23 protein-coding genes are annotated in these 24,228 nt (G+C 74.9%); 7 read left to right on the top strand and 16 right to left on the bottom strand.

All coding sequences use genetic code 11. The features are described from left to right. Positions 1-52 precede the first annotated feature (52 nt). The 3 genes from AB0J86_RS30420 to AB0J86_RS30410 form a co-directional block, all read right to left on the bottom strand. Positions 53-628: an LppP/LprE family lipoprotein gene (locus AB0J86_RS30420; RefSeq protein ID WP_363861084.1), complete on the bottom strand. Its 576-nt coding sequence runs from the start codon at positions 626-628 to the stop codon at positions 53-55. Next, positions 607-4,716 carry a hypothetical protein gene (locus AB0J86_RS30415; protein ID WP_363861083.1) on the bottom strand — a complete coding sequence of 1,370 codons (4,110 nt, stop codon included), beginning with the start codon at positions 4,714-4,716 and terminating at the stop codon, positions 607-609. Before AB0J86_RS30415 ends, AB0J86_RS30420 begins: the two co-directional genes overlap by 22 nt. A gap of 172 nt (positions 4,717-4,888) precedes the next feature. After that, positions 4,889-5,920, bottom strand: a complete 1,032-nt coding sequence (locus AB0J86_RS30410) for a hypothetical protein (protein ID WP_363861082.1) — start codon at positions 5,918-5,920, stop codon at positions 4,889-4,891. A gap of 329 nt (positions 5,921-6,249) precedes the next feature. Here AB0J86_RS30410 and AB0J86_RS30405 point away from each other — a divergent pair, with 329 nt between their 5' ends. Then, positions 6,250-6,693 (top strand): anti-sigma factor antagonist, encoded by a 444-nt coding sequence (locus AB0J86_RS30405; RefSeq protein WP_363861081.1) that lies wholly within the window; start codon positions 6,250-6,252, stop codon positions 6,691-6,693. Positions 6,694-6,773: 80 nt separating this feature from the next. Continuing rightward, on the top strand, positions 6,774-8,684 hold the full coding sequence (locus tag AB0J86_RS30400; protein ID WP_363861080.1) for a Xaa-Pro dipeptidyl-peptidase: 1,911 nt from the start codon (positions 6,774-6,776) through the stop codon (positions 8,682-8,684). A 121-nt stretch (positions 8,685-8,805) separates the two neighbouring features. On the opposite strand, the gene AB0J86_RS30395 is transcribed toward AB0J86_RS30400, so the two are convergent. Continuing rightward, positions 8,806-9,174 carry an FKBP-type peptidyl-prolyl cis-trans isomerase gene (locus tag AB0J86_RS30395; protein WP_363861079.1) on the bottom strand — a complete coding sequence of 123 codons (369 nt, stop codon included), beginning with the start codon at positions 9,172-9,174 and terminating at the stop codon, positions 8,806-8,808. 94 nt (positions 9,175-9,268) lie between these two features. Between AB0J86_RS30395 and AB0J86_RS30390 the strand changes: the two genes are divergently transcribed. Further along, entirely contained in the window at positions 9,269-9,826 is a 558-nt protein-coding gene (locus tag AB0J86_RS30390) for an NADAR family protein (RefSeq protein WP_363861078.1), read from the top strand. Positions 9,827-9,829: 3 nt separating this feature from the next. Here AB0J86_RS30390 and AB0J86_RS30385 read toward each other — a convergent pair whose 3' ends face one another. The 5 genes from AB0J86_RS30385 to AB0J86_RS30365 are packed head-to-tail and all read right to left on the bottom strand — an operon-like array spanning position 9,830 to position 12,052. Then, on the bottom strand, positions 9,830-10,420 hold the full coding sequence (locus tag AB0J86_RS30385) for a hypothetical protein (protein WP_363861077.1): 591 nt from the start codon (positions 10,418-10,420) through the stop codon (positions 9,830-9,832). Between the two features lie 20 nt (positions 10,421-10,440). Further along, positions 10,441-10,965: a DUF6286 domain-containing protein gene (locus AB0J86_RS30380; RefSeq protein WP_363861076.1), complete on the bottom strand. Its 525-nt coding sequence runs from the start codon at positions 10,963-10,965 to the stop codon at positions 10,441-10,443. Between the two features lie 48 nt (positions 10,966-11,013). Further along, entirely contained in the window at positions 11,014-11,340 is a 327-nt protein-coding gene (locus AB0J86_RS30375; protein WP_363861075.1) for a hypothetical protein, read from the bottom strand. Beyond that, a complete protein-coding gene (locus AB0J86_RS30370; RefSeq protein WP_363861073.1) occupies positions 11,337-11,834 on the bottom strand; it encodes an Asp23/Gls24 family envelope stress response protein in 498 nt (165 codons plus the stop codon). The genes AB0J86_RS30375 and AB0J86_RS30370 overlap by 4 nt, the downstream gene beginning before the upstream one ends. Positions 11,835-11,863: 29 nt before the next feature. Further along, complete coding sequence (locus AB0J86_RS30365; RefSeq protein WP_363861072.1) at positions 11,864-12,052, bottom strand: hypothetical protein; 189 nt, start codon at positions 12,050-12,052, stop codon at positions 11,864-11,866. A gap of 162 nt (positions 12,053-12,214) precedes the next feature. On the opposite strand from AB0J86_RS30365, the gene AB0J86_RS30360 reads away from it, so the two are divergent. From AB0J86_RS30360 to AB0J86_RS30345, 4 genes are all read left to right on the top strand, one after another. Then, complete coding sequence (locus AB0J86_RS30360) at positions 12,215-13,825, top strand: FAD-dependent monooxygenase (RefSeq protein WP_363861071.1); 1,611 nt, start codon at positions 12,215-12,217, stop codon at positions 13,823-13,825. Positions 13,826-13,962: 137 nt separating this feature from the next. Next, positions 13,963-15,549 (top strand): MFS transporter, encoded by a 1,587-nt coding sequence (locus tag AB0J86_RS30355; protein WP_363861070.1) that lies wholly within the window; start codon positions 13,963-13,965, stop codon positions 15,547-15,549. Between the two features lie 32 nt (positions 15,550-15,581). Next, positions 15,582-15,914 (top strand): helix-turn-helix transcriptional regulator, encoded by a 333-nt coding sequence (locus tag AB0J86_RS30350; RefSeq protein ID WP_363861069.1) that lies wholly within the window; start codon positions 15,582-15,584, stop codon positions 15,912-15,914. After that, positions 15,911-16,744 (top strand): permease prefix domain 1-containing protein, encoded by an 834-nt coding sequence (locus AB0J86_RS30345; RefSeq protein WP_363861068.1) that lies wholly within the window; start codon positions 15,911-15,913, stop codon positions 16,742-16,744. Before AB0J86_RS30350 ends, AB0J86_RS30345 begins: the two co-directional genes overlap by 4 nt. A 268-nt stretch (positions 16,745-17,012) precedes the next feature. On the opposite strand, the gene AB0J86_RS30340 is transcribed toward AB0J86_RS30345, so the two are convergent. From AB0J86_RS30340 to AB0J86_RS30310, 7 genes are all read right to left on the bottom strand, one after another. Continuing rightward, positions 17,013-17,498 (bottom strand): DUF6194 family protein, encoded by a 486-nt coding sequence (locus AB0J86_RS30340; RefSeq protein ID WP_363861067.1) that lies wholly within the window; start codon positions 17,496-17,498, stop codon positions 17,013-17,015. A 114-nt stretch (positions 17,499-17,612) separates the two neighbouring features. After that, complete coding sequence (locus AB0J86_RS30335) at positions 17,613-18,761, bottom strand: XdhC family protein (protein ID WP_363861066.1); 1,149 nt, start codon at positions 18,759-18,761, stop codon at positions 17,613-17,615. 4 nt (positions 18,762-18,765) lie between these two features. Next, positions 18,766-19,089 (bottom strand): nuclear transport factor 2 family protein, encoded by a 324-nt coding sequence (locus AB0J86_RS30330; RefSeq protein ID WP_363861065.1) that lies wholly within the window; start codon positions 19,087-19,089, stop codon positions 18,766-18,768. A gap of 75 nt (positions 19,090-19,164) precedes the next feature. Further along, positions 19,165-20,229, bottom strand: a complete 1,065-nt coding sequence (locus AB0J86_RS30325) for a hypothetical protein (protein ID WP_363861064.1) — start codon at positions 20,227-20,229, stop codon at positions 19,165-19,167. Next, positions 20,226-22,481 (bottom strand): xanthine dehydrogenase family protein molybdopterin-binding subunit, encoded by a 2,256-nt coding sequence (locus tag AB0J86_RS30320; protein ID WP_363861063.1) that lies wholly within the window; start codon positions 22,479-22,481, stop codon positions 20,226-20,228. Before AB0J86_RS30320 ends, AB0J86_RS30325 begins: the two co-directional genes overlap by 4 nt. Then, positions 22,478-23,521 (bottom strand): xanthine dehydrogenase family protein subunit M, encoded by a 1,044-nt coding sequence (locus AB0J86_RS30315; RefSeq protein ID WP_363861062.1) that lies wholly within the window; start codon positions 23,519-23,521, stop codon positions 22,478-22,480. The genes AB0J86_RS30320 and AB0J86_RS30315 overlap by 4 nt, the downstream gene beginning before the upstream one ends. Beyond that, positions 23,508-23,984 carry a (2Fe-2S)-binding protein gene (locus tag AB0J86_RS30310; RefSeq protein ID WP_363861097.1) on the bottom strand — a complete coding sequence of 159 codons (477 nt, stop codon included), beginning with the start codon at positions 23,982-23,984 and terminating at the stop codon, positions 23,508-23,510. The genes AB0J86_RS30315 and AB0J86_RS30310 overlap by 14 nt, the downstream gene beginning before the upstream one ends. Positions 23,985-24,228 lie beyond the last annotated feature (244 nt).

Raw genomic sequence — 24,228 nt, 5'->3', positions numbered from 1 at the left:
ATCCTTTCTGTGCGCGACGGCGCCCGGCGCCGCCGGCCGTACGGGTCGTCGGTCAGTAGTTGTTGGGGTTCTCCGGCACGGGCGGGTCGGCCCGCAACATGCTCCCGTCGAACCGTACGGCGTGCCGGCTCGGCTTTCCGCTCGGGCAGCAACCCGGGTCGCCGGGCCGGTACTGCGGCAGCTCGATGACGACGGTCGTGCCGTCCTGCGAGACGATGCTCATCACCCCCGCGTGCACGCTGCCGACCAGCCGCTGGCCGTAGAAGAAGAAGACCTCCTGGCACCGGCCGTTGGCGCTGCCGGTGCACATGCCCTGGATGGCGCGGAGCGGCCCGCGCAGCGGGCCCTTCGGCACGTACGGCGTGTACGTCCTACGCTCGATCAGTTCCAGCGCCGAGGCCAGGTCGAACGGCTGCGACGGGTCGGGGGCCGGACCCGCCGTCCGCACCGTGAACCCCGGGAGGTCGGACGGTACGGTGTCGGGCGTCGACGCGCCGCCGCAGCCGGCCGTGCCCAGCGCGGCGACCAGCAGGACCGCGAGCGCGGACCGGAGCGGCGCGCCCCACCGGGGAGCGGCCGTACCGCCGGTCGGCGGGCGGACGGCGGTCAGCACGGGTCGGTCACCCACGCGATCGAGCCGAGGTGGCTGCGCGCCTGCTCGTGCCCGGCCGCCGCGATCCGGCAGAGCGGTTCGCGCCACCGGCCCGGGTCGGTGGGGAAGACGTCGACCCGGGGCCCGGAGATCACCAGGAACCGGTCGCGGTCGGGGGAGAGCAGCATCCGGCTTCCGGTCAGCGGTGAGCGGTCCCGCGGTTCCCAGAGCCGCGGCGTCCGCGCCCGCATCCCCCAGTCGTCGAGCACCGCCGGCCACCCCTCGACGAGCTGCGCCGCGTCGGCGCCGGAGTCCGGCAGTTCCGCGAACGCGGCGTTGTCGTCGGCGTCGACGATCCGGCCGTCGTCCGGATCCACCACCACCGTCGCGCCGTCGCCCAGGACCACGACGTTTCCCTCCGCGTCGAAGTGAAGAGCGCGGGTCCGGCCACCGGGCACCGGACCCCGTACCGGTCCGGCCGTACCCCGGTCGACGTCGACCAGCTGGAACCCCGATCCGGTCGGCGCGATCAGCGCCACCTCGGCGGTGCCCGGCCGGGCGGCGACCGCCGCGTACGCTCTCGCGTCCGCGCCGGACAGGTCGAGCCGGCGCGGCTCGGCGCTGTCCGGCTGGCGGGGGTAGACGAGCAGGGCATCCCCGGTATGGACGATGATCCGCCCGTCGTCCAGGGTGGTGATCCGCGCCCCGGTGGCCTCCGCCGGGTTCGGTACCGGCACGGGTGTGCCGAGCGGCTCCAGCTCCGGCAGGGTGTACCGGACCAACTGCTGATTCTGCGCGCCCGCGAGCACCGCGACGCGTCGGCCGTCCGGCGCCACGCTCACCGCCACGGGTTCGCCCGGCGCCGCCCGTACCGCCGTCGGTCTCCCGTCCGCCGCGAGCCGCCGCAACGTGCCGTTCTCGTGGGCGACCAGGATCCCGCCGTCGGGCAGGAAGGTCGCGTGGTCCACGGAGGACGCCTCCGGGGCACCCCCGCCCGGTACCCGGACCACCCGCACGGCGCCGCCCTCGACGAAGGCCAGGAACCGGCCCGCCGCACCGAGCGCGAACGGGCCGCCGGGCAGCAACCGGCCCTGCGGATCGACCGACGGTCGAAGCGGAACCGCGGCGACCAGCCGGTCACCGTCGAAGAGCATCAGCCGGTGGGGAAGGGAGGCCCCGGTGGCCTGGAGATCGAACTGGCCGGAAATGTCCAGGAAGAGCAGCCGCGACCCGGCCGCGGCGACCAGTTGGACCGGACAGCCGGGTCCGGAGAAGGGGGCCCGTCGCACCGCCTTCCCGGTCAACGGGTCGAGCAACGAGACCTGGCCGCCGACGCAGTGCACCAGCCACGACTCGGGGCCGTAGTACAGCGCGTCGTCGGAGTCCTCACCGAGCAAGACGCGGCTCAGCCGGCCGTTCTTCGGGTCCCAGGTGACCGGTCCGGTGATCGGTTCGCCGGCGACGACGCCACCGCCGGGGGTGAAACCCACCCGGTCGTACAGGTCCTGGCCGTGGTCGACCACCTGATCCCGGACCGCGCCGCCCCGCAGGTCGATCAGCCGTACCCGACGCGACGTCTCCGCCACCGTGACCAGCCGCTCCCCGGCGGCGTCGAAGGAGAGCCCGTTGACGAAGGCGCCGGGCGCGTCGCTGCTCTGCGGGCCCTCGTAGGTGCCGGTCACCGCCCAGGAGGCCGCGTCGCGGACGACGATCCGCCCGGCGGTGTCACCGACGGCGACGAGCCGACCGTCGGGGCTCGTGGCCAGCCCGGCCACCCCCTCCTCGGTACGGACCAGCCGGGGCGGGCCGCCACCGACGTCCCAGACCGACATCCGCCGGTCCTCGTCGACGACCAGGACCCGGCCGCCGTCGCCCGCCAGCGCCAGCCGGGACACGCCACCGCCCACCGGGAGCAGCGCCTCGGTGTCGGCGTGTACAAGCAGATCCTCCAGGACCGGCCGGATCGTCTCGGGCCGGGCGTGCACCCGCAGCGCCGCCGCGTCCACCACCAGCCGGGAGATCGGATCGTTCCCCAGCCGCGCCGAGGTCTGCACCAGCGACTCGGTGACGCGGTCCCGCGTCACCGGCCAGACGATCCCCATCACCACCGTGGTGAGCACCAGTAACACCGCGAATCCCACCCAGACCGTCCGCTGGTTGGTACGGCGCAGCCGTTCGCGTCTGCCCTCCTCGATACTCGCGGCGATCAACTCACGCTCGGACTCGGAGAGGTCGTCGCCGCGCTGTCTCTGCCAGCGCCGCGCCTCGTCCAGCGCGCCGCCGCGCAGCAGCGCGCCCGGGTCCCGTTCCTCGCTCCACCGGCGCCGGGCCGGAGCCAGGTCGGCCTGCCAGAGCCGGAAGGCGCGATCCTCGGCGATCCACCCGCGCAGCCGGTCCCACCTGGTCAGCAGCGCGTCGTGGGCGAGGCGTACCGCGAGCCGGCCGTCGGGCCGTTCCGTGATCGTGACCAGCCGGCTGCCGGCGAGCCGCTGGGCGACCGCCCACTCCTGGGCGGAGAGGTCGTCGGAGAGGACCGTGGCGCGGGTGTCCTGCGGCGGCTCGGGCCCGACCCGCACCAACCGGGTGAGCATCCGCGCCGCCAGCGGTGCGGCCTGGGCGCCGAGCCGGTCCACGGCCTCGTCCGCCACCCGGACCAGCGCGCTGGAGACGCCGCCGAGCCGGTGGTAGTCGTCCGGACCGATCGGCGAGGTCGTGGCCCGGCCCCACAGCTCGCTGGCGGTGAACTCGATGAGCGGCAGCAGTTCACCCGGGGCGCCGTCGGTCGCCGCCCGCGCGTCGGCGACGATCCGCTCGACCGTCTCCGGCGCGAACCGGATGTGCCCGCTGAGTTCGGCCGGTCGGGCGATCGCCTCGGTCAGGCCGTCGGCGGTCATCGGCGCGAGGTTGAACGGTGCCTCGGCGGTCTCGACGGGCAGCTGCGCGGTCGCCGCCGCGAGATAGTCCAGCCGCAGGCAGGCGAGGAGGCGCAGGTCGTAGCGGCCGTCGATCCGGGTCGCGCAGTGCGGCAGCAGCAGGTCGAACAGCTCGCGGACGCCGCCGTCGCGCTGTGCGATCAGCTCCTCCAACTGGTCCACCACGACGACCAGCGGGGCGTCGGCGGTGAGCTGCCCGAGGAGTTGGCCCAGCCCGTTGCGCTCGACCAGCTCGACCAGTCGTACCGTGGTCCGGACCCGCTCGGCCAGGTCGGCGCCGGCGGGATGCACCAGCGGGGCGCACGCCTCCGCGATCCGCTCCGCCGCGGAGCGTTCCGCGGCGCCGGCGTCCAGCTGCACCACCCGGTGCCCCTCGGCCTCCAGCAGTGGCGCGACCCCGGCCCGGACCAGCGACGACTTGCCGAACCCGGGGCCGGCGACCACGAGCGTGCTCGGATTGGCGCGGACCCGGTCGGCGAGCAGCCGGGCCTCCCGGGTACGGCCGAAGAAGAGGTCCCGGTCGGCGCTGTCGAAGGCGCTCAGCCCCCGGTACGGCGACGGTGGCCGGCACGCCTCATCCAGCACGGGCCAGAGCCGGAACAGCTCCGCCGCCGGCAGCGCGTACGCCGTCGACCAGTTCAGCAGCTCCTCGGAGGTGAGCATGATGCCGAAGACGCCGCGCGGTCCCGGCGCCCAGAGCGGGCCGCCGCTGTAGCCGGGCAGGACCCCGATCGGCGATTCGGGCGCCGCCCGCAGTTGCAGCAGCCGGCCGGCCGTCCCACCCTGGGAGACCGCCTCCATCCAGAAGCCGGCCGCGCGCCCGTCCGGCACTCCGAACAGCTGGAACCGGGTGCCCGGCGCCGGTGGTTCGCGCAGCACCGGGGCCGGTACCACCCCGGCCGGCGGATCCGCCGTGAGCACCAGCCCGCCGAGGTCCGAGGCCTGTTGCGAGACCGGCGGAACGTACGTCTCGACGGTGGCCGTCACCTTCAGGCCCGGCGCGACCAGGGGGAAGTCGAGCGTGACCGGTTTGCCCACGGGGTCGTCGGCGCCCAGCGCGACGGTGAGGTTGTGCCCGGCGGTCACCACGTGGCGGCGACCGATGAGCACACCGGCACCGACGGGCCGGTCACCCTGATCGAAGATGCGGACGACCGCGAGCTGTCCAGGTTCGCGTGCCGCCCCCGCCATCAACCATCCCATCGACGGGCCGTGCCGGCCCGGTTTCTCCCTCCGGGTAGGGCACGCGGCGCGACCCGGACGGCCCGTCCCTTGTGGACGGGCCGCCCATCATAGCCAGGATGGACTAGCCGGTTGCGCCGGTGGGCCCCGCCCGGGCGGCCGGGGTCCGGGGGGCGCCGGGCTATCGGCCGTCGTTGCGGCGCAGCGTCCGCACCCAGCTCTGCGCGGTGTGCCGGGGTACGCCGTAGTGGTCGGCGACCGCCGCCGCGGTTCCCGCCTGGCCGTACACCTCGGCGAGGTCCTCCGGCGCCCGCCGGTAGGTACGCCCGCCAGCCCCGGCCGGCGCGCTCGCCTTGGCCGCGGCGGTCGCCTTGGCCGGCGCGCTCGCCTTGGCCGCGGCGCTCGCCTTGGCCGCGGCGCTCGCCTTGGCCGGGGCGGTGGAAGCGTTGCCGGTGGTCGACTTCCCGGCGGTCTTCCGGGCCGGCGCGCTGCCGGCCGGTTCCCGGCGCGTGGTCGCCTTGCTCGCGGTCGCCTTGCTCGCGGTCGCCTTGCTCGCGGTCGCCTTGCTCGCGGTGGCCTTGCTCGCGGTGGCGTTCTTCGCGGCGGTCCCGTTCGCGGACGCCCTCCTGGTCGACGCCTTCTTCGCGGGAGTCGCCTTCGCGGACGCCTTCTTGGCGGGGGCCTTCTCGCTGGCCGTTCGCTTGACGGCGGCCGTTCGCTTGACGGCGGTCCGCGTCGTGGCGGCCGGCTCGACAGGTGCCGCCGGCGCGACCGTGACCGGCTCCGCCTCGACCGTGCTCGCCGGCCCCGCCTCGACCGCGTCCGCCGCCTCGACCGTGCCCGTCGGTTCGGCTGCCGGCTCCGGCTCGCCCGCGCCCGTGGGCTCGGCCGCTGCCGCCGCGCCCGTCGGCGTCGGCTCCGCCGCCGGTCCGGCCGGCCCCGTCGGCTCCACCGTGCCCGTCGGCTCGGCCGGTGGCGGCGCCGTGACCTGCGGCGCGGGCGGTACGGCGGGAACGGCGGTGGCCGGGGTGACGGCGCGCAGCAACTGGTCGAGGTCGACCGCCGGCAGCTGCGCCGCGGAGAGGCTTCCGCCGACGCCCGCCCGGACCACCAGTTCCGTTATCCGGGTGGCGGCGTCGGTGACCTCGACGCGCAATGTGGTGGTGGCCCCGGTGCTGTCGTCGGGGGCGATCGTGATGGTGTAGGAACTCACCGGTAGTAGACCTCCATGGGTGGGGACACCGGTGCGGCCGGCATGATTAGCCCCGTCAATCCCATGTCGGCGTGGATACGGTGTCGATGTCGGCGGTCAAGGTACATCTGACCAGGCCGTCGCGCCAATCGGTGCGACGCGGGACACTCCTGCGCCGGCATTCCGACGGCGTCGGCGGATGCACCATTGTCGACGCCGGGGCGCGGAAAGTGCGGCCGTCGCTCGTACTTCCGTCGATTTGGGATCGGCCGGTGAATGGCCGTCGGTGGGCCGGGAATCGTCCGCTGGCCGGACGTGTGGACGGCCGTACCCGCATAGGGTCAGACGACGTGGGGGACGACGATGGAACGTTACGTACGCAGACCCGGCGCGGTGAAAACGCGATCGAGATCCGGGTGGCCGGGACGATCGACATAGCCACGGCCGACGAGCTGCGGGAGCTGCTCGACGCGCAGCCGCCCGTACCGGCGGTGCTCCGGGTCGATCTGTCCGGAGTGGACGTGCTTTCCGCGGCCGGGGTCCGGGTGCTGGTCGGGGCGTACCTGGAGCGGCGCCGGCGGGGTGGCCAGCTGGTGCTCTGCAATCCGACGCCGACGGTACGGCGCGCGCTGCGGGCGACCCACGTCAACCGGCTGATCCCCATCGTCGGTACCGGGGTGGCCGGGACCGATCCGCGCCGCCCACCCGGCGGCGGGGCCGCCGGGGCGTTACGGGGCCGGCGCTGGCCGCGCAACTCGTCGCCGTACCGCCGCCCGGCGCTGCCCCTCGCCTGAGCTTGTCTCACGTCCGTCGCTGGCCGAGGATGGGAGATCGGCGGACTCAAGTCCGCCGATCCGGCGTTTCAGGAGGTCGAATGCGTCCGGCCCGTCCCGGGATGTTCCTTGTCACCACCCTCGTCGGCGTGCTCGCGGTGACCGCGCCCGCCGGTCCGGCCGCCGCCGGTCCGGACCACGCGTCCCCGGCCGGGGCGAGATCCGCCGCGCCGCCCGGCATCGTCGTCCGCGACGGCATGACCCAGCCCGTCTTCTCCCTCGCCGACGCCGTGCAGGAGCGAGTCTGGGTGGAGACCCCGCTCGACACCGACCACGACGGCCGGCGCGACCGGGTGGTCGCCGACATCGCCCGGCCGAAGGAGGCCGGTGTGGACGGCTTCAAGGTGCCGGTGGTCTTCGAACAGAGCCCGTACCGGGAGAACGTCTGGGAGGACGTGCCCTACCCGAGCGTGCTCGTCGACGAGCTGCCGCAGAGCGGCCTCGGACACGGCCGCGCCGCCGCCGAGCGCGCGGCCGGGGTGAGTAGCGCCCGCACCAAGGCGGACCTGCCGGGTACGTTCGACGACTACTACGTGCCGCGCGGCTACGCCGTGGTGCTCGGTCAGAGCGTCGGTACCGGCGCCTCGGACGGCTGCCCGACCACCGGCGACCGGGCCGAGACTCTCGGCACCAAGGCGATCATCGACTGGCTCAACGGCCGGGCCCGGGCGTTCGACGCCACCGGCAGGCCGGTCCGGGCCGACTGGACCACCGGCGAGGTCGGCATGCTCGGCGCCTCCTACAACGGCACGCTGCCGAACCAGGTCGCCACCACCGGGGTCGAGGGCCTCAAGACCATCATTCCGGTCGCCGCGATCAGCAGCTGGTACGACTACTACCGCGCCAACGGCCTGGTCGTCGCCCCGGGCACGTACCAGGGTGAGGACGCGGACATCCTCGCCCAGTTCACGGCGGGCCGGGAGCGGGCCGAGGGGAGCTGCGCCGACGAGATCGCCAAGATCAGCGTCGACCAGGACCGGGTCACCGGCGACTACACGCGCTTCTGGCAGGAGCGGGACTACCTGCCGGGCGCCCGCAACGTCCGGGCCAGCGTCTTCGTCGTCCACGGCCTCAACGACTGGAACGTCAAGACCACTCACTTCGCCCAGTGGTGGGAGCAGCTGGCCCGGTACGACGTGCCGCGCAAGATCTGGCTGCACCAGGGCGGTCACGGCGGGCCGGGCAGCAACGCCTCGGTCACCCTCCCCGACGGCCGGACCTGGACCTACAAGCAGACCGAGAACCGCTGGTTCGACTACTGGCTGTGGCACGTGGACAACGGCATCATGGACGAGCCGACCGCGACCGTGCAGCGCGAGGACCGCGTCTACACCACGTACGCCAACTGGCCCGACCCCGGCGCCCGGGACGTCTCGCTGCGCCTGGGCGCGAGCGACCGGACCGCTCCGGGCACGCTGGGCACGGGCCGGTCCGGGCCCACCCGCCTCACCCAGAGCTTCGTCGACCAGGGCCGGACGATCCCGCCGAGCACCCTGGTGGCCGCCCCGGACACGGCCAGCGAGAACCGGCTGGTCTACCGTTCGCCGGCGCTCACGAAGGACGTACGGATCTCGGGTCGGCCGGAGCTGGCGCTGCGGATGTCGATCGACAACCGGCCGGACGCCAACCTCACCGGGTACCTGGTGGACTACGGCCCCGAGGGCTCGACCGACGCGCCCTTCGTGGTGACCCGGGGCTGGATGGACCCGCAGAACCGGGTCAGCGCGGCCCGCAGCCAGCCGGTACGGCAGGGCAAGCAGTACGACTACCGCTGGTCGCTCGAACCGAAGGACTACGTCTTCCGGGCGGGACACCGCATCGGCGTGGTGGTCTTCTCGACCGACCAGGAGTACACCCTGCTGCCGCTGGGCGGTACCCGCCTGACCGTCGTACCGGCGGCCAGCGAGGTGACCCTCCCGGTGGTCGGCGGCCGGGGCGGCCTCGGCCTCTGAGGCCAGCCCGCCCGCCTGCCCGAGCGTCCGGGCGCGCCGGCGGTCGCGTGCGGAAGGCCCCTTGCCAGCCAATGCGGTGGCAAGGGGCCTTCTCAGCCGGCGGGCGCGCCGCCGGTGGCGGTCACTGCACGCCGAGCAGGTCCACCACGAAGATCAGCGTTTCGCCCGGCTTGATCGCACCGCCGGCGCCGCGGTCGCCGTATCCGAGGTGCGGCGGGATGACCAGCCGGCGCCGGCCCCCGACCCGCATGCCGACGACGCCACGGTCCCAGCCGGCGATGACCCGGCCGCCGCCGAGCGGGAAGGCGAACGGGGCACCCCGGTTCCACGACGCGTCGAACTCCTGCCCGGTGGAGAAGGAGACGCCGACGTAGTGCACGGTCGCCTGCTGCCCGGGTCGGGCCTCCGGCCCCTCGCCGACCGTGATGTCCTCGATCACGAGGTCGGCCGGGGGTGCCCCCTCGATCGGGCCGATCTCTGGCTTTTCCACGTTGGCTCCTTCTGTCACACCTGGAGGATCTCTCCGTCGTACCGGGGCGCCGGCCCGCGCCGGAATGTCGCCCCGATCGGGCACACTACCGGGCATGTCCGTCCAGCCCCGCAGCGTCGCCGAACTCCAGCGCCTCCTGGCGGAGGGAGCCCGCGTCAAGTTCCTCTTCTTCTGGGGGCACCAGCCCGACCGGCGCGGCGTCGGTGCCGGATGCCTCAGCCAGTGGTTCCCCTCGCCCTTCGTGGTCGACGGCCACGAGTTCGCCACGGCCGAGCACTACATGATGTGGCGCAAGGCCGTGCTCTTCGACGACCACGAGACGGCCGCGCGCATCCTGGCTGCCCAGCACCCGCACCGGGCCAAGAACCTGGGGCGCCAGGTCCGCGGCTTCGACCAGCGCCGCTGGGACGAGGAGCGGTACGGCATCGTGGTGGCCGGCAGCGTGGCGAAGTTCACCCAGCACGAGGAGCTGGGCGACTTCCTGCGCGGCACCGGCGAGCGGGTGCTGGTGGAGGCGAGCCCGCTGGACCGGATCTGGGGCATCGGGCTGGCCGCCGACGACCCGGCGGCGCGGGATCCGGCGAGCTGGCGGGGGAGCAACCTGCTCGGCTTCGCCCTGATGGAGGCCCGGTCGCAGCTGCCCGCCCGCTGACGGTCAGCGCACCCGGCCGGCCCCGGCCGGGTCGACCCGGGTGGTCACGTCCAACCGTCGCGGGCGCAGCCCGGTGGTGCTGCGGAAACGCTCGACCGCCGCGCCCACGTGGTCGCGTACCGCCGAGAGCCGAGCCCGCGGGCCCACCCGCAGCTCGATCCAGATGTCCGGCTCCGGCGCGCTGCCGGTCAGCGTGACCTCGGCCCGCTGCACCTGCGGGTCGCGGGCGAGGTCGCGTTCGAGGCCGTGGGCGAGGACGACCCCGCGGACCCGGGTACGCCCCGGCAGGTCGGGCGCGAGCGTCGCGCGCTCGGCCGGCCCGTGGTGGTCCGGGTCCTGGAGGCTGATCTCGTCCATCGCCGGCTCGCGCGCGGGCCGCAGCAGCCGGCCGAGCAGGCTCGCCCCGAGGATCGCGATCAGCAGTCCGAGCACGATGGTCACGATCCCGCTCCACGGCGCGATCGCCCGCCAGAGGTCGAGCAGGCCGGACCAGAGCAGCGGGGTACGGGCGACACCGCTGGAGATCAGTCCGAAGCTGGCGGCGATGCCGGCCGCGCCGATCGCGAGCAGCAGTACGCCGATTACCGTCCACATCACCCGTAGGCTGGCGTGCTTCATCGCACCCTCCGCCGCTGGACCAGTCGCACCGAGACCTCCTCGGGCCGTGGCGCCGCGAGCCGTTCCAGCTCCCGCTGGACCGCCCGTTCCACCAGTGGCCGGGCCCCCGGGTCGCCGACCGCCTGGACCGACGGGTGCCAGGTGTGGGCGCGGCCGTGGATGCGGACCCGCGCCGAGTTGACGCCCGGTACGCCCTCCGCCGTGTTGGCCAGTTGCCGCTGCACCGACCGGCGGCTGAGATGCCAGCCGTCCCCGAGCCGCACGGCGAGCCGGTCCGGGGTCCAGCGGCGCAGCTGCGCGGCGAGGACCAGCAGCCCGAGCAGCGTCAACGCGATCGCGATGGCCTGCACCACCGGGTGGTTCACCGGGGTGCCGGCCAGCGTGCGGTACCAGCCGGCGCGGTCGATCAGCAGGGCCGGCAGGCGCAGCACCACGGCCACCGCCTCGATGGCGAGCAGCAGCCCGCCGGCGAGCAGGACGACGGCCAGCACGAGCGAGCCGAGCCGGTTCAGCACCCGCATGTCACCACCCCTCCCGTACCGACGGTCACCGCGCGTCCCCTTTCCGGCTCACCGCCGGGCGGCGGTGCCGAACTCCACCGGTTGGCGGTCGTCCACGGCCAGGTCGTCGACGAAGATCTCGATCGGCCCGGGACGCTCCCCGTGCCGCTCCAGCACGGTCTGGACCGCCTGGCGGATCCGGTCGGCCAGTGGGCCGATCGGCACCGGGTCGACCTCGACCCGTACCTGCACCGGATCGCCGAGCCGTACGCCGACGACCGTCCCGCCCGGATAGAAGGTGACCGCCTCGACCGGCCCGCCCGGCGTCAGCCGCACCACGCCCGGTACCGCCAGCACCGCGTCCCGTACCGTCGCCGCCAGCTCCGCCTCGGTCATTGCGCCCGCTGCTCCTGTCCACCGTCCCCGTCGCCGTCGAGGTAGACGTCGTCCACGTTGATGTTCACCTCGATGACGTTCAGGCCCGTCATGCCCTGGACCCGGTCTATGACGTTGCGCCGTACCGCGTTGCTGACGTCCACGATGCTCTGGCCGTACCAGGTCACGATGTCCAGGTCGACCGCGGCCTCGCGCTCGCCCACCTCGACGGTGACGCCCTGCCGGGTGGTGTCGGTGCCGCCGGGGACGAGTCCGCGCAGCTGGCCCAGCCGGCGCTGCGTCGCGGCGCCCATCGCCTGCACCCCCGGGATCTCCCGCGCCGCGACACCGGCGATCTTCGCCACCACGCTGCCGGAGATCCGGGTCTGGCCCGAATCGCTGCTCAGCTGGGCCCGTCCGGGCTGCTGCTGCCCGCGCCCGCCGGGCATGGCGCCGCCGGACGGCTGGTTCGACTGCCGGCTCTCCTCGCGGGTGGCCGTGTTGGTCTGGGTCATCTCGTGCCTCCTCCTCGGGTCCCGCCCGCTCAACGTCGCCGGTTCGCCGCGGCCCGGTCGCCCAGGCCGGCCAGCGTGATGTCCCCGTCGAGCACCTTGACGACGAACCAGCCGAAGAGCCCGGCGAGCGTCGCCGCCGCCGCGAAGCCGAACCCGGCGATGGCCCATACCGCCGCCACCAGGAATGCCACCAGGAAGCCGAACTGTGCGCGGTTCATCGTCCCCCCCAACGACTGCTGTCGGTCCTCACCTGGATTCACCGGGGGAGCGGCGCCGAACACCGAAGCCTCCCAAATCTCTGTGATCTGCGTCACAAACTTGCCGTGTTCGCGCCGGTGCCGCGTGGCCCGTGCGTACCACCCCGACCGCACAATGGACCGGTGACGACCGAGGTCGATGCCGACGTGCTGATCGCCGGGTACGGCCCGGTCGGCGCCGTACTGGCCGCGCTGCTCGGGCAGCGGGGCGTGGCGACCGTGGTCGTCGACCCGGACTCCGCGCCGTACCCGTTGCCGCGCGCCGCCGCGCTGGACGAGGAGGTGCTGCGGACCCTGGTCGGGCTGCCCGGCGCGGCGGACCTCGACCGGTGGGCCGTCGCCGTGCGGCACTCGCGCTTCCTCGGGCCGGACCGCACCGCCCTGTTCACCGTCTCGCCGGCCGAACCCGACTCCGGACTGCCCCTGCTCGCGATGATCGACCAGCCGGAGCTGGAGGCGGCGCTGCGCGAGGGCGTCGCCGGCCTGCCGAGCGTCACGGTCCGCACCGGACGCGCCGTCGCCGCGCTGGAACCGGCCGCCGACGCCGTCGGGGTCGTCCTGGACGACGGTACGACCGTCCGGGCCCGCTGGGTGGTCGCCTGCGACGGCGCCTCCAGCACCGTACGCCGCCTCGCCGGTCTGCCCTTTCCCGGCCGGACCTTCGCCCAGCCGTGGCTCGTGGTCGACGCCGCGACCGTCGACGCCGGCCCGCGTGCCGGGACCGTCGACGCCGTGACCGCCCACGGTGGCGTCCCCGCCCCGGCGGGGCCGTCCGGCGAAGCGACCGTCTCCATGGTGCTCGACCCGCGCCGGCCAGCGGTGACGTTCGCCGGCCCGGGCCGCCGCCGCTGGGAGTGGATGTTGCTGCCGGGTGCGGAGCCGGCCGCGATGACCGGCGCGGAGGTGGTCCGCCGGCTGGTCGCGGAGTGGGTCGACCCGGAGCTGGTACGGGTCCGCCGCGCCGCGGTCTTCACCTTCCACGCCCGGCAGGCGGCCCGCTGGCGCAGCGGGCGGGTCCTGCTCGCCGGGGACGCGGCCCACGCCATGCCGCCCTTCGTCGGTCAGGGGCTGGCCACGGGCGTCCGCGACGCGGCGAGCCTGGCCTGGCGCCTGGTCGAGGTCGTGCGCGGAGGGGCCGGCGGGCACCTGCTCGACGGGTACGAGCGCGAGCGCCGCCACGACATCGCGCGGACGACGAGGCTCAGCCTCGCGGTCGGCCGGGTGTTGCAGACCCGCAACCGGGGCGTCTCGGCGCTGTTCCGTACGGTGCTGCGCACCGCCGCCGCGGTGCCCGGCCTCCAGTCCCGGGCGGGCCGGCAGGAGCGGGCCCGACGGCAGCTGCCGAGGCGTCTCGCCGGCGCGCTGCCCGCCGCCGGCCGGCCGCTGCCGAATCCGCTCGTCGGTACGGCCGACGGGCCCGTCCGGCTCGACCGCCTGCTCGACCATCGCTGGGCGGTGATCGGCGTGGGCTGTGACCCGCTCGCCGGTGCGGATCCGGCCGCGCTCGCCTGGTTGGCCGCCCGCGACGCGGTGGTCCTGGTGGCGGGGGTCTCCGGCCCGGTGACCGAGGGCTGCCGGCGGGTCGAACTGCCGACGGGCGCCCTGGGTCGGGGCCTGCTCGGGCGGCGCTCGGGCGCCGCCGCCGGCCCCGTCGTCGTCCTGGTCCGCCCGGACCGGTACCTGCTCGGCGCCGTACCGCCACCGCTGCGCGGCGCCCCGCCGCTGCCGGCCTGACGGCCCCCGCCGTACCGGAGCCACGCGGCTCTCCCGCCCGGCCCCGACCGGCGGGACCATTCCCGGACAACCGTCGTGCCAGGTGTCGGGACCGTCGATCGGGGTACGCCGGGCCTATCCGGCGATCGGGGGCGGGGATGGCGGGTGCGCGCCCGAGGGCCGGCGACGGCACCGGTCCCGGCGCGGCGGTCGCCGGCTGGGTCGACCGGCGCGCCCGCAGGACCCTGGGCGGACCGGGCCGGCTGCGGGTGGTGCTGCTGCTCGCCGCCGTGCTCGGACTGAACACCGCCGACACCGGCACCATCGGCGCCTCCGCCGCGCAGTTGGAGGCCGACCTGGAGATCGGCCACGCCCAGTTGGGGCTGCTGGCGAGCGCGTCGGCGGGCGTCGGGGTGGTCGCGGCCATACCGATGGGCGTACTGGCCGACCGGCTGCACCGGGCCCGCCTGCTCGCCGTGGTGATCGCCGTCTGGGCCGTGGCGATGGTGGCCGGCGGACTGGCCCCCGACTACGAGTGGCTGCTCGCCTCCCGCCTGCTGCTCGGCGCGGCGGTCGCCGCCTCGGGTCCGGTGGTGGTTTCGCTGACCGGCGACTTCATCCCGCCCGCCGACCGGGCCGCCGTGCTCGGCTGGATCCTCACCGGCGAGATCGCCGGTGCCGGTGCCGGGTTGCTCGTCGGCGGCGAGATCGCCGCGACGTTCTCCTGGCGGTACGCGTTCTTCCTGCTGGCCGCCGCGAGCCTCGCGCTGGCCGTGAGCGTGTGGCGGCAACTGCCCGAACCGGCCCGGGGCGGGGCGGGTTGGCTGCCCGGCGATCCGCGGGAGGACGGCGCGGGCGAGCGGGCCGCGCCCGAGGGTGCCGCCGCGTCCGACGGTGCCGGCACCAGCGGCGGCGCGGGGGAGGGCGGGCCCGAGGGCGGCGGTGCCCGCCCCGGCGGCGGTGGCGGCCGGCAGGTCGACCAGGCCCGCGCCGTGGTCGACGCCTGGGGCATCCGACCCGCGCCGGAGCGGGTGCTCCGGCCGGAGGACGAGGAGATGTCGCTGCTGCGCGCCACCGTCTTCCTGCTGCGCATCCCGAGCAACCGGCTGCTGATCATCGCCTCGGCCACCGGCTACTTCTTCTTCGCCGGGCTGCGCACGTTCGTGGTCGTCTTCGCGATCCGGCACTTCCACGTCTCCCAGCTGGGTCTGGGCGTGCTCATCGTGGTCATCGGCGTGGCGGCGCTGGTCGGCGCGGTGGCCGGCGGCCGGTTCACCGACCGCGCCCTGCGCCGGGGCCGCACCGAGGCCCGCATCCTGGTGCCCGCCGCCGGCTTCACCCTGGCGGCGCTGCTGTTGCTGCCCGGTTTCGTCCTCACCCCGCTCGCCCTGGCGCTGCCGGCGATCGTGCTCGGTACCGCCGCGCTCGCGGCCGCGAACCCGCCGCTGGACGCCGCCCGGCTCGACATCGTCCCGGCCAGCATGTGGGGCCGGGCCGAGAGCCTGCGTACCGTGCTGCGCCTCGCCGCGGAGGCCGTCGCCCCGGCGACCTTCGGGCTGGTCGCCGACGTCCTCGGCGACGGGGGCGGGGGCGGAACGGGGGACCGCGCCAGCGGGCTGCAGGACGCCTTCCTCATCATGCTCCTGCCGCTGCTCGCCAACGGGCTGCTCATGCTGCTCGCCCGCCGCAGCTACCCCGTGGACGTCGCCACCGCCTCCGCCGCCGACCGCGCCGCCTCGCGTTGACACCTAGCGTGCCTATGCCTAGGCTTCTAGGTATGGACCTTCGGGGGCACCTCGACCTGCTGCTGCTCGGCACGTTGCGGCACACCGGCCCGGTGCACGGCTACGCGCTGATCGTCGCCCTGAGGGAGCGCTCCGACGGCGCGTTCGCGCTGCCGGAGGGGACCGTCTACCCGGCGCTGCACCGGCTCGAACGGGACGGACTGGTGGTCAGCCGGTGGGACACCAGCGCGCCGCGACGGCGGCGGGTCTACGCACTCACCGCCTCGGGCAACGCCGCGCTCGTCACCAAGCAGGGGGAGTGGTGGAGCTTCGCGCGGGGCGTACGAGCGGTCCTGGGACCGGAGATCGCGGAGGGAATGGTATGAGCGAGATTGATGACGCGGACCGGCCGGAGGGCGGCGGGGGTCCGGGAGCCGGGGGTCCGGGCGACGCGGTCGACCGGTACCTCGACGAGATGTTCGACCACCTCGCGGGTACGGGGGCCGCGGGACGCCGGCTCCTGGCCGAGACGGAGGACCACCTGCGTACCGCCGTCGGCGCGGAGACGGCCCGCGGCGTGCCGGTGGCCCGGGCCGAACGGGAGGCGGTAGCCCGGTTCGGCCCGCCGGAGGTGGTCGCCCGGCAGGTACGCCGCGCCGCCCGGGCCCGCGCCGCCGGCGCGCTCGTGTCGGGCGGCTGGCTGCTCGCGGGGCTGGTTCTGCTGCTGCTGGCCGCCACCTACCTGGCCAAGGTGGTCGAACTGGCGACCCTGCTCCGCCTGCACCCGCCGGCTGCACCGTCCTGCCTGGCCGGTGGTCACCTGCCACCCGCCGGCGCCGGCGCCTGCACGTCCAGCGCGTCGGACCTGCGGAGCAACGCCACGGCCGGGCTGGTCCTGCTGCTGGTCGGCGCGGTGGCGCTACTGGCCCGTCGCCTCGTCGCCCGGCGGGCCGGGCTGGGGCGGTCGCCCCGGCGGTTCCCGCTCGCGGCGGCGGCCTGCTTCGGGCTGCTCTGCGTCGGGTTCGCGCTGTTCCCGGCGACCCCGTACGCGACCGGGCTGCCCCTCGGGCTCGACCGGGGCCTGTTCGGCGTACCGATGGGGATGGGGATCTATCCGCACCTCATCGTCGCGGCCGGTTCGCTGCTGGCCGCGCTCTCGGCGCTCACCTGGCACCTCGCGGTAACCCGCCGGCTCGCCCGCGCCGCGACGCGCTGACGCCCGGCCGGCCGGGCCCGCTCGGAGCCCGGTCCCGACCGGCCGAGCCAATGGTCGTAGGTGACCAGTGCGGGCACGCTGAGTGACCCTGGCGAAAGTGGTTCGCTCTTTTCCCTCCACATCGAATTCGATGTGATCACAACCTCGAAGGTGTGGAGCGAAAAGAGCGACTTACTTTTCCGGCCCGCCACGGCGGCGAGGATGCACCCGCCAGCCAGCCAGCCAGCCCGGCGGGCGTCGGCGCCGCGCGGCGGCCCTCGGTCGCTCGCTACCCGGCCCGCTCCGGGTCGCGCTCGCGGCGGGCCTGGTGGTTGGCGTACTTGCGGGCCGCGAACGCGTGCGCCTCGGCCAGCAGCGTCCGGACCGTCTCCCAGGTGGCCTCGCCCGGGTTCAGCACGCAGACCCAGTGCTGCCCCGCGTAGATCGGGTGCGGCATGAGCTGGTCCGCCGCGGTGTAGTCGAAGCCGGTGGCGAAGACGCCGTCCGGGTCGCGCTCCGTCGGAACGGGACCGAACCGCTCGGTGTACGTGGCCTTGGTGAGCCCGATGTTGAGCCGGTACGTGTCCGGCCGGTCCAGCTTGGACACGCTGTCGTACGGGTGGTCGCCCGTGATGATCGTCGCGAACGGCAGCTGCCGCTCGGGGGGAAGATCGCCCGCCGGGTCGTACAGGAGGAAGGTGTCGCCCGCGGCCTCCAGGACCCTGACCCCGTCGAACGTCTGGCAGATGTACCGCTTCATTTCGTCGGCATGCATGCTTCAATTTTCTCATTGAAGCTGCAATTAGAGACTTCTGCCGGTTTTGTCCAGGCTTACCGGCGGAAACCCTCAAATCAGCAGGTGCGGGCTCCGCGCGCGGGACCGAGTGGTTCAGGCGGCGGGACCCTCGTGGTGGATCGGGCCGGTCAGCGTCGACAGCCGGGCCCCGCTGCCGCCCCAGCGCGCGGAGATCAGCTCGGCGGCGATGCTCACGGCCGTCTCCTCCGGCGTACGGGCGCCGAGGTCGAGGCCGAGCGGGGAGGCGAGCCGGGCCAGTTCGGCCTCCGCGAGCCCCGCCGCGCGCAGCTGGGCCAGCCGCTGCTCGTGCGTACGCCGCGAGCCCATCGCGCCGACGTAGGCCAGCGGCAGCCGCAGCGCCACCTGGAGCACCGGTACGTCGAACTTCGGGTCGTGGGTCAGCACGCAGACCACGGTCCGCTCGTCCAGCCGGCCCGCCTCCGCCTCGGCCCGCAGGTAGCGGTGCGGCCAGTCGACCACCACCTCGTCGGCCTCCGGGAAGCGGCGCGCCGTGGCGAAGACCGGCCGGGCGTCGCAGACGGTGACCCGGTAGCCGAGGAATCGGCCGACCCGGGCCAGCGCGGCGGCGAAGTCGATCGCACCGAGGACGATCATCCGGGGCGGAGGAGCGTACGCGGCCACGAAGAGGGTCAGCTCGTCGCCCCGGCGCTCGCCGGAGTAGCCGTACGTGACGGTACCGGTCCGGCCGGCCGCCAGCAGCCCGCGTACGTCGTCGGTGGCCGCGTCGTCCAGCCGACGGGTACCGAGCGAGCCGGCGGTGCGGCCGGCCCAGACCAGCATCCGCCGGCCGAGCCGCCCCTCGGGATCACCGCCGTCCGGCCCGGTCGCCGCCGCGACGCAGGTGACCACCGCCACCGGCGTACCGGCGCGGATCGACCGGGCCACCTCGTCCAGCTGCGGGAAGCTGTCCCGGTCGACCCGTTCCACGTAGACGTCGAGGATGCCGCCGCAGGTCAGGCCGACCGCGAAGGCGTCGGAGTCGCTGACGCCGTACCGCTGCGCGGCGGGCGTACCGCTGCCGGCGACCTCCCGGGCCAGCTCGTAGACGGCGCCCTCGACGCAGCCGCCCGAGAGGCTCCCCACGGCCGCGCCGTCCGGTCCGACCAGCATGGTGGCGCCGGCGGGGCGGGGCGCCGAGCGCCAGGTCGCCACGACGGTGGCCATGCCGACCGGCTCGCCCTCGGCCCACCACCGCTCCAGGTCGTCGAGTACGTCCCGCATCGCGCTACCCGCGGATCGTCATGCGCGACACGCGGTCGCCGTCGGTACGGAAGGCGAAGTGGCTGGGGCCGGTGAACCCCTCGCCGCCCACCTGCGCGGCGACGACGCTCTCCGCGCCGCGCCGCTCGACCCGCTCCACGGTCAGGGTGACCCGCTTGCCGATGAACTCGGCGTCGCTCCAGGCGCGGATCTCGTCGGCGCCGCGGAACTCCCGGCCCCAGTCGTCCACTACCCCGTCCTCGGTGAACCCCGCCAGGAAGGCGTCGACGTCGCCGTCGTTCGCGGCGTCGATCAGCCGCTGGGCCGCCCGGTCCAGCTGTTCGGTCATGCCTCTCCTCGCTCTGTCGCGCCCGCCCCGCCCGGCCGGGCGGGGTCGGGTCCTAAGGTCATCGATGCCCGTCCATCATGCGCGATCCGCCGCGCGGGTCACCGCGGCGACCGGCCAGCGTCGCCAGATCGCCACGTGCAGGATCACGCCGAGGCCGAGCGCGTCGAGCGCCGCGAAGGTGATCCAGTCGTCGGCGCTCGCGCCCGGCCGCCATGCGACCTGCCGGGCGTACGCGGACAGCACGCCGTAGAGCAGCGCGGAGAGCGCCACCACGATCGCCAGTACCGCCCATCGCCCGGTCGCGGGGGCCAGCCGGTCGGTCGGCCACGGTTCGAAGAGCAGGCCGACGACGAGCCCGGCGGCGATGACGCAGCCGCCGACTGCGCCGATCCGGTCCGGTTCCCAGCCGGCCGCGCGCAGCGGCAGGTACGTCGCCCAGCCGGCCGCCACGACCGCCACGTTGCCGACCAACCGGCGGTAGCCGTCCGGCCGGATCGTCGACAGCGGCCAGCCGCGCAGCACCACGTGACACAGCACCTGCCAGACCCCCACGGCGGTGAGCCAGGCGCCGAAGACGGCACCCGGCACCGGCCCGCGCGGGTGCACCACGAGCAGGTATACCACCGCGCCGAGGAGCCAGCAGAGGATCAGCGCGGCGATACCCGAAGGGAGCCGGGGCAGCCGCCGTACCGGCCATCCCTCGGTGACCAGGGTGAGCTGGAGGATGGCGGTGAAGACGGCGGCGGCCAGCGGCAGCGTGGCCGGGAAGGTGGCGCTGTGCCCCGGCCCCGGCGCGGCGTCCAGGAGCGCCACGGGGTCCACCTCGCCCACCACGGCCTGCCCCAGCAGGGTGAGCAGCACCGCGGCGGCGACCGCGACGACCGTGTCGACCAGCCCCGACCAGCCGGCCCGCAGGTTGGTGCCGGGCCAGTCGTTCCACCAGAAGGCGATCGTGGCGACCACCGGCAGCCCGAAGGTGGCGAGCGGACCGACCACCCGCAGCGAGTTCTCCGCACCGCCGGCGCCGAACGCGACGAGGAAGAAGACTCCGACGACGATCACCAGTCCGGCGAGCCCGGTGCGGGGCTGGGCGGCCTCCGGCCCGCCCCGCTCGGCCCGGGCAGCCGCCGGTCCGGTCATGACCCGCCGAACGGTACGGCCGGGAGCAGCTGCTCGACGGTGATCGGCAGGTCGCGTACCCGCTGGCCGGTGGCGTGGTGCACGGCGTTGGCGATCGCGGCGGCCGTGCCGACCAGCCCGATCTCGCCCACCCCCTTGACCCCGAGCGGGTTGACCAGCCGGTCCTCGACCTCCACGAGTTCGATCTCCACCTCGGGGACGTCGGCGTTGACCGCCACCAGGTACTCGCCCAGGCCGTTGTTCGCCCACCGGCCGGACCGGGGGTCGAACTCGTTGCCCTCCAGCAGCGCCTGGCCCATGCCCCAGATCATCCCGCCCATCAGCTGGCTGCGGGCGGTGCTGCGGTTCAGTACCCGCCCGGGGGCGAACGCGCCGACCAGCCGGCGGACCCGGACCAGCCCCAGGTCCTCGTCGACCGCGACCTCGGCGAACTGCGCCCCGAAGGTCATCATCCCGAACGGGGCGTCGAACCCGGTCGGCCGCCACTCGCCGATCGCCTCGACCTCGCCCTGCAGGCCGCGGTGCATCAGCTCGCCGTACGTCTCGCCGACCTCCGGGTCGTCGCGCAGCGCCATCCGGCCGTCGGTGACGACGACCGACTCCGGCGCCGCGCCGTGCAGCGGCGACCCCGGGTCCGCGACCGCCCGCCCGACCAGCTGGTCCCGCAGGGCGGTGCCGGCGCGGTGCACGGCGGCGCTGATTGAGCCGGCGCCGGCGGAGCCCACGGTCGCGCTGCTGTTCGGCATGTTCGTGTCGCCGAACTCGAACCGGACCCGGTCCAGCGCCAGCCCGAGGGCGTCCGCCGCGACCTGCCCCATCACCGTCGAGACGCCGGTACCGAACTCCTGCGTGCCGGTCTCCACCACGGCGGTGCCGTCGGAGTAGAGGCGGGCGCGGGCCCGCTGGACCTGGGCCGAGTAGACGACCGGGTAGGCCGAGGTGGCGACCCCGGTACCGATCAGCCAGTGCCCGTCGCGGCGGCGGCGCGGCGTACGGTCGGGGTCCCAGCCGAAGCGGGCGGCGCCCCGGGCGAAGCACTCCGCCACCCCGCTGCTCGACCAGGGCTTGCCGGTGTTCTGGTCGGTCTCCGAGAGGTTGCGCAGCCGCAGTTCGACCGGGTCGATCCCGAGCCGCTCGGCGACCTCGTCCAGGGTGGATTCGAGCGCGAACATGCCGGCCGCCTCGCCCGGTCCCCGGGTGAAGGTCGGCGTCATCGTGTTGCCCCGGACCAGCCGGTGCACGCCGGAGAAGTTGGCGCAGCGGTAGATCGACGAGGAGACCCCGACGACCGGCTCGGCCCAGTCGTCGAAGGGCGAGGTGACCGAGATCTTCTGGTGCTGGATCGCGGTCAGCGTGCCGTCGCGGCGGACCCCCACCGCGACCCGGTGTTCCTGGGCCTCCCGGTGCCCGTGCGCGGCGGACATCTGGGGCCGGGTCAGCACCAGCTTGACCGGGCGCCCGACCTGCCGGGCGACGTGCGCCGTGAGCGCCACGTGCGGCCAGACCATCGCCTTGGCGCCGAAGCTGCCGCCGACGAACCGGGTGAGCACGCGGACCTGCGTCGGGTGCAGCCCGAGCAGGGCCGAGACGGTGAGCTGGGTGGCCTTGATCCCCATCGTCGTGTCGTGGACCGTGACCTGGTCGCCGTCCCAGACCGCGACCGTCGCCGAGGGCTCGATCGGGTGGTGGTGGTTGGCGGCGAGCCGGTACGTGGCGTCGACCCGTACGTCCGCCTCGGCCAGCCCGGCCGCCACGTCGCCCCGCTCGGTACGGGCCGGGACGAACCCACCGAAGATCCGCTCCGGCTCGTACGCCTGCTCCCGTCCCTGCTCGACCGTGGTGATCGAGGGCTCCGGGGCGTACTCGACCCGGACCAGGCGGGCGGCGTACTGCGCCTGCTCGTGCTCCTCCGCGACCACGACGGCGACCGGTTGGCCGGCGAAGTGGATCCGGTCGTCCTGGAGCGGGAAGTGGCTCTGGCCGGGCGCGGGGAAGCCGAAGAGCGAGGGGATCAGGTGCGGCTGTCCGGGGATCTTCGGCAGGTTCTCGTGGGTGTAGACGGCGACGACGCCGTCGGCGGTCCGCGCCGCCGAGGTGTCGACGGCGACGACTCGCCCGTGGGCGATGGTGGCGCCGACGATCGTGGCGTGCAGCAGGCCGGGCAGCACGGTCTCGGCGGTGTACCGGGCGGCGCCCGTGACCTTCTGCCGCCCGTCGACGCGGGGCACCGGCCGGCCGATGTTGGTGGTCATGCCGCTCCTCCGTCTCCGTCCGGGACCGCCCGGTCGCCGGCTCCCGGCCGTTGCGTCGCGGGGTCCAGCGCGGTGCTCAGGCCGCGCACGACGGCCCGTTCGGCAAATCCGATCTTGAAGGCGTTGTGCCGCCGCGGCACGGCGTCGGCCAGCTCGGCCCGGGCCGCCGCCGCGAAGCTGGCCGGCTCGGCCGGCCGCCCGCGCAGCGCCGCCTCGGCCCGCCGGGCCCGCCACGGCCGGGTGCCGACCCCACCGAGCGCCAGCCGGACGTCGGCCACCAGCCCGTCCACCACCTCGATCGCCGCCGCGACCGAGACCAGGGCGAACTCGTACGACTCGCGGTCGCGGAACTTCAGGTAGACCGAGCCCCGGGCGATCGGCGCGGGCGGTACCTCGATCGCGGTGATCAGCTCGCCGGGTGCGAGCGGGTGCTCGTGCTGCGGCGTGTCCCCGGGGAGCAGGAAGAACTCCTCGGCCGGCAGGCTGCGCGGGCCGTCCGGCCCCGCCAGGTGCAGTACGGCGTCGAAGGCGACCAGCGCCACGGCCACGTCCGAGGGGTGCGTGGCGATGCAGTGCTCGCTGGTACCGAGGATCGCGTGCCCCCGGTTGGCGCCGTCGAGCGCGGTGCAGCCGCTGCCCGGCTCCCGCTTGTTGCACGGCGACACGCCGTCGCGGAAGTAGTTGCAGCGCACCCGCTGGCACATGTTGCCGCCCATCGAGGCCATGTTGCGCAGCTGCGCGGAGGCACCGAGCAGGAGCGCCCGCGAGATGCCGGGGAACCGGTCGCGGACCCCGGGGTGCGCGGCGACGTCGCTCATCCGGGCCAGCGCGCCGATGCGCAGGCCGCCGTCGGGGCGGTCGACGATCTCCGCCAGCGGCAGGTCGTTGATGTCGACCAGGTGCGCGGAGTCCTCCACGCCCAGGCGCAGCAGGTCGACCTTGGTGGTGCCGCCGGCCAGGTACGCGGCCTCCGGACGGGCGGAGACCATCGCGATCGCGTCGGCGACGTCGGCGGCGCGCGCGTAGCTAAGCGGTCGCACCCCGGGCCCCCTCCCGCTGGTCGCGGCACTGCCGGATGGCCGCGCGGATGTTCGGGTACGCCGCGCAGCGGCAGATGTTGCCGCTCATCCACTCGGCGATCTGCGCGTCGTCGCCCGCGTGCCCCTCGTCGAGCAGCGCGATGGCGGACATGATCTGCCCCGGGGTGCAGTACCCGCACTGGAAGGCGTCGTGGTCGACGAACGCCTGCTGCATCGGGTGCAGCCCGTCGGCCGGGGCGATTCCCTCGATCGTGGTCACCTCGCGGCCGACGCAGGTGACCGCGAGGGTCAGGCAACCCAGCACCCGCCGCCCGTCCACCCAGACCGTGCAGGCGCCGCAGGTGCCCTGGTCGCAGCCCTTCTTCGAGCCGGTCAGGCCCAGGTGCTCGCGCAGCGCGTCCAGCAGGCTCACCCGCGGTTCGAGCGGTACCTCGCGGTCCACGCCGTTGACCCTCAGGCGCACCGGCGCCGCTACCGGGCCGCGCGCCCCGTCCGGCGTGGGCGGCGGGCCGCCCACGGTGTGATCGCGCTGGTCCATCGGTCACTTACCCCTTCGTCGCCGGCGGGTCCGCCGCCGGTGGGGGTGCCGGTGCGCCGCGACGGTCCTCGCGGCGCGCCGGCACCCGGTCAGGGGTGCGCGCGTACCCGCCGGGCTGCGTCTTCCGACAGGTAGAGCTGGCCACCGGCCTGGCCAGGATCACCGGTGG

This window comes from Micromonospora sp. NPDC049559 (assembly GCF_040676675.1).
GTDB lineage: Bacteria > Actinomycetota > Actinomycetes > Mycobacteriales > Micromonosporaceae > JBFAPK01.
This window is presented reverse-complemented; position numbering and strand designations above follow the sequence as displayed.

Excerpts from the sequence above, each read along its gene's own strand:
- AB0J86_RS30415 (WP_363861083.1), bottom strand. The coding sequence starts at position 4,716 with ATGGCGGGGGCGGCACGCGAACCTGGACAGCTCGCGGTCGTCCGCATC.
- AB0J86_RS30400 (WP_363861080.1), top strand. The coding sequence starts at position 6,774 with ATGCGTCCGGCCCGTCCCGGGATGTTCCTTGTCACCACCCTCGTCGGC.
- AB0J86_RS30390 (WP_363861078.1), top strand. The coding sequence starts at position 9,269 with ATGTCCGTCCAGCCCCGCAGCGTCGCCGAACTCCAGCGCCTCCTGGCG.
- AB0J86_RS30385 (WP_363861077.1), bottom strand. The coding sequence starts at position 10,420 with ATGTGGACGGTAATCGGCGTACTGCTGCTCGCGATCGGCGCGGCCGGC.
- AB0J86_RS30380 (WP_363861076.1), bottom strand. The coding sequence starts at position 10,965 with ATGCGGGTGCTGAACCGGCTCGGCTCGCTCGTGCTGGCCGTCGTCCTG.
- AB0J86_RS30375 (WP_363861075.1), bottom strand. The coding sequence starts at position 11,340 with ATGACCGAGGCGGAGCTGGCGGCGACGGTACGGGACGCGGTGCTGGCG.
- AB0J86_RS30370 (WP_363861073.1), bottom strand. The coding sequence starts at position 11,834 with ATGACCCAGACCAACACGGCCACCCGCGAGGAGAGCCGGCAGTCGAAC.
- AB0J86_RS30365 (WP_363861072.1), bottom strand. The coding sequence starts at position 12,052 with ATGAACCGCGCACAGTTCGGCTTCCTGGTGGCATTCCTGGTGGCGGCG.
- AB0J86_RS30355 (WP_363861070.1), top strand. The coding sequence starts at position 13,963 with ATGGCGGGTGCGCGCCCGAGGGCCGGCGACGGCACCGGTCCCGGCGCG.
- AB0J86_RS30350 (WP_363861069.1), top strand. The coding sequence starts at position 15,582 with ATGGACCTTCGGGGGCACCTCGACCTGCTGCTGCTCGGCACGTTGCGG.
- AB0J86_RS30345 (WP_363861068.1), top strand. The coding sequence starts at position 15,911 with ATGAGCGAGATTGATGACGCGGACCGGCCGGAGGGCGGCGGGGGTCCG.
- AB0J86_RS30340 (WP_363861067.1), bottom strand. The coding sequence starts at position 17,498 with ATGCATGCCGACGAAATGAAGCGGTACATCTGCCAGACGTTCGACGGG.
- AB0J86_RS30335 (WP_363861066.1), bottom strand. The coding sequence starts at position 18,761 with ATGCGGGACGTACTCGACGACCTGGAGCGGTGGTGGGCCGAGGGCGAG.
- AB0J86_RS30330 (WP_363861065.1), bottom strand. The coding sequence starts at position 19,089 with ATGACCGAACAGCTGGACCGGGCGGCCCAGCGGCTGATCGACGCCGCG.
- AB0J86_RS30325 (WP_363861064.1), bottom strand. The coding sequence starts at position 20,229 with ATGACCGGACCGGCGGCTGCCCGGGCCGAGCGGGGCGGGCCGGAGGCC.
- AB0J86_RS30320 (WP_363861063.1), bottom strand. The coding sequence starts at position 22,481 with ATGACCACCAACATCGGCCGGCCGGTGCCCCGCGTCGACGGGCGGCAG.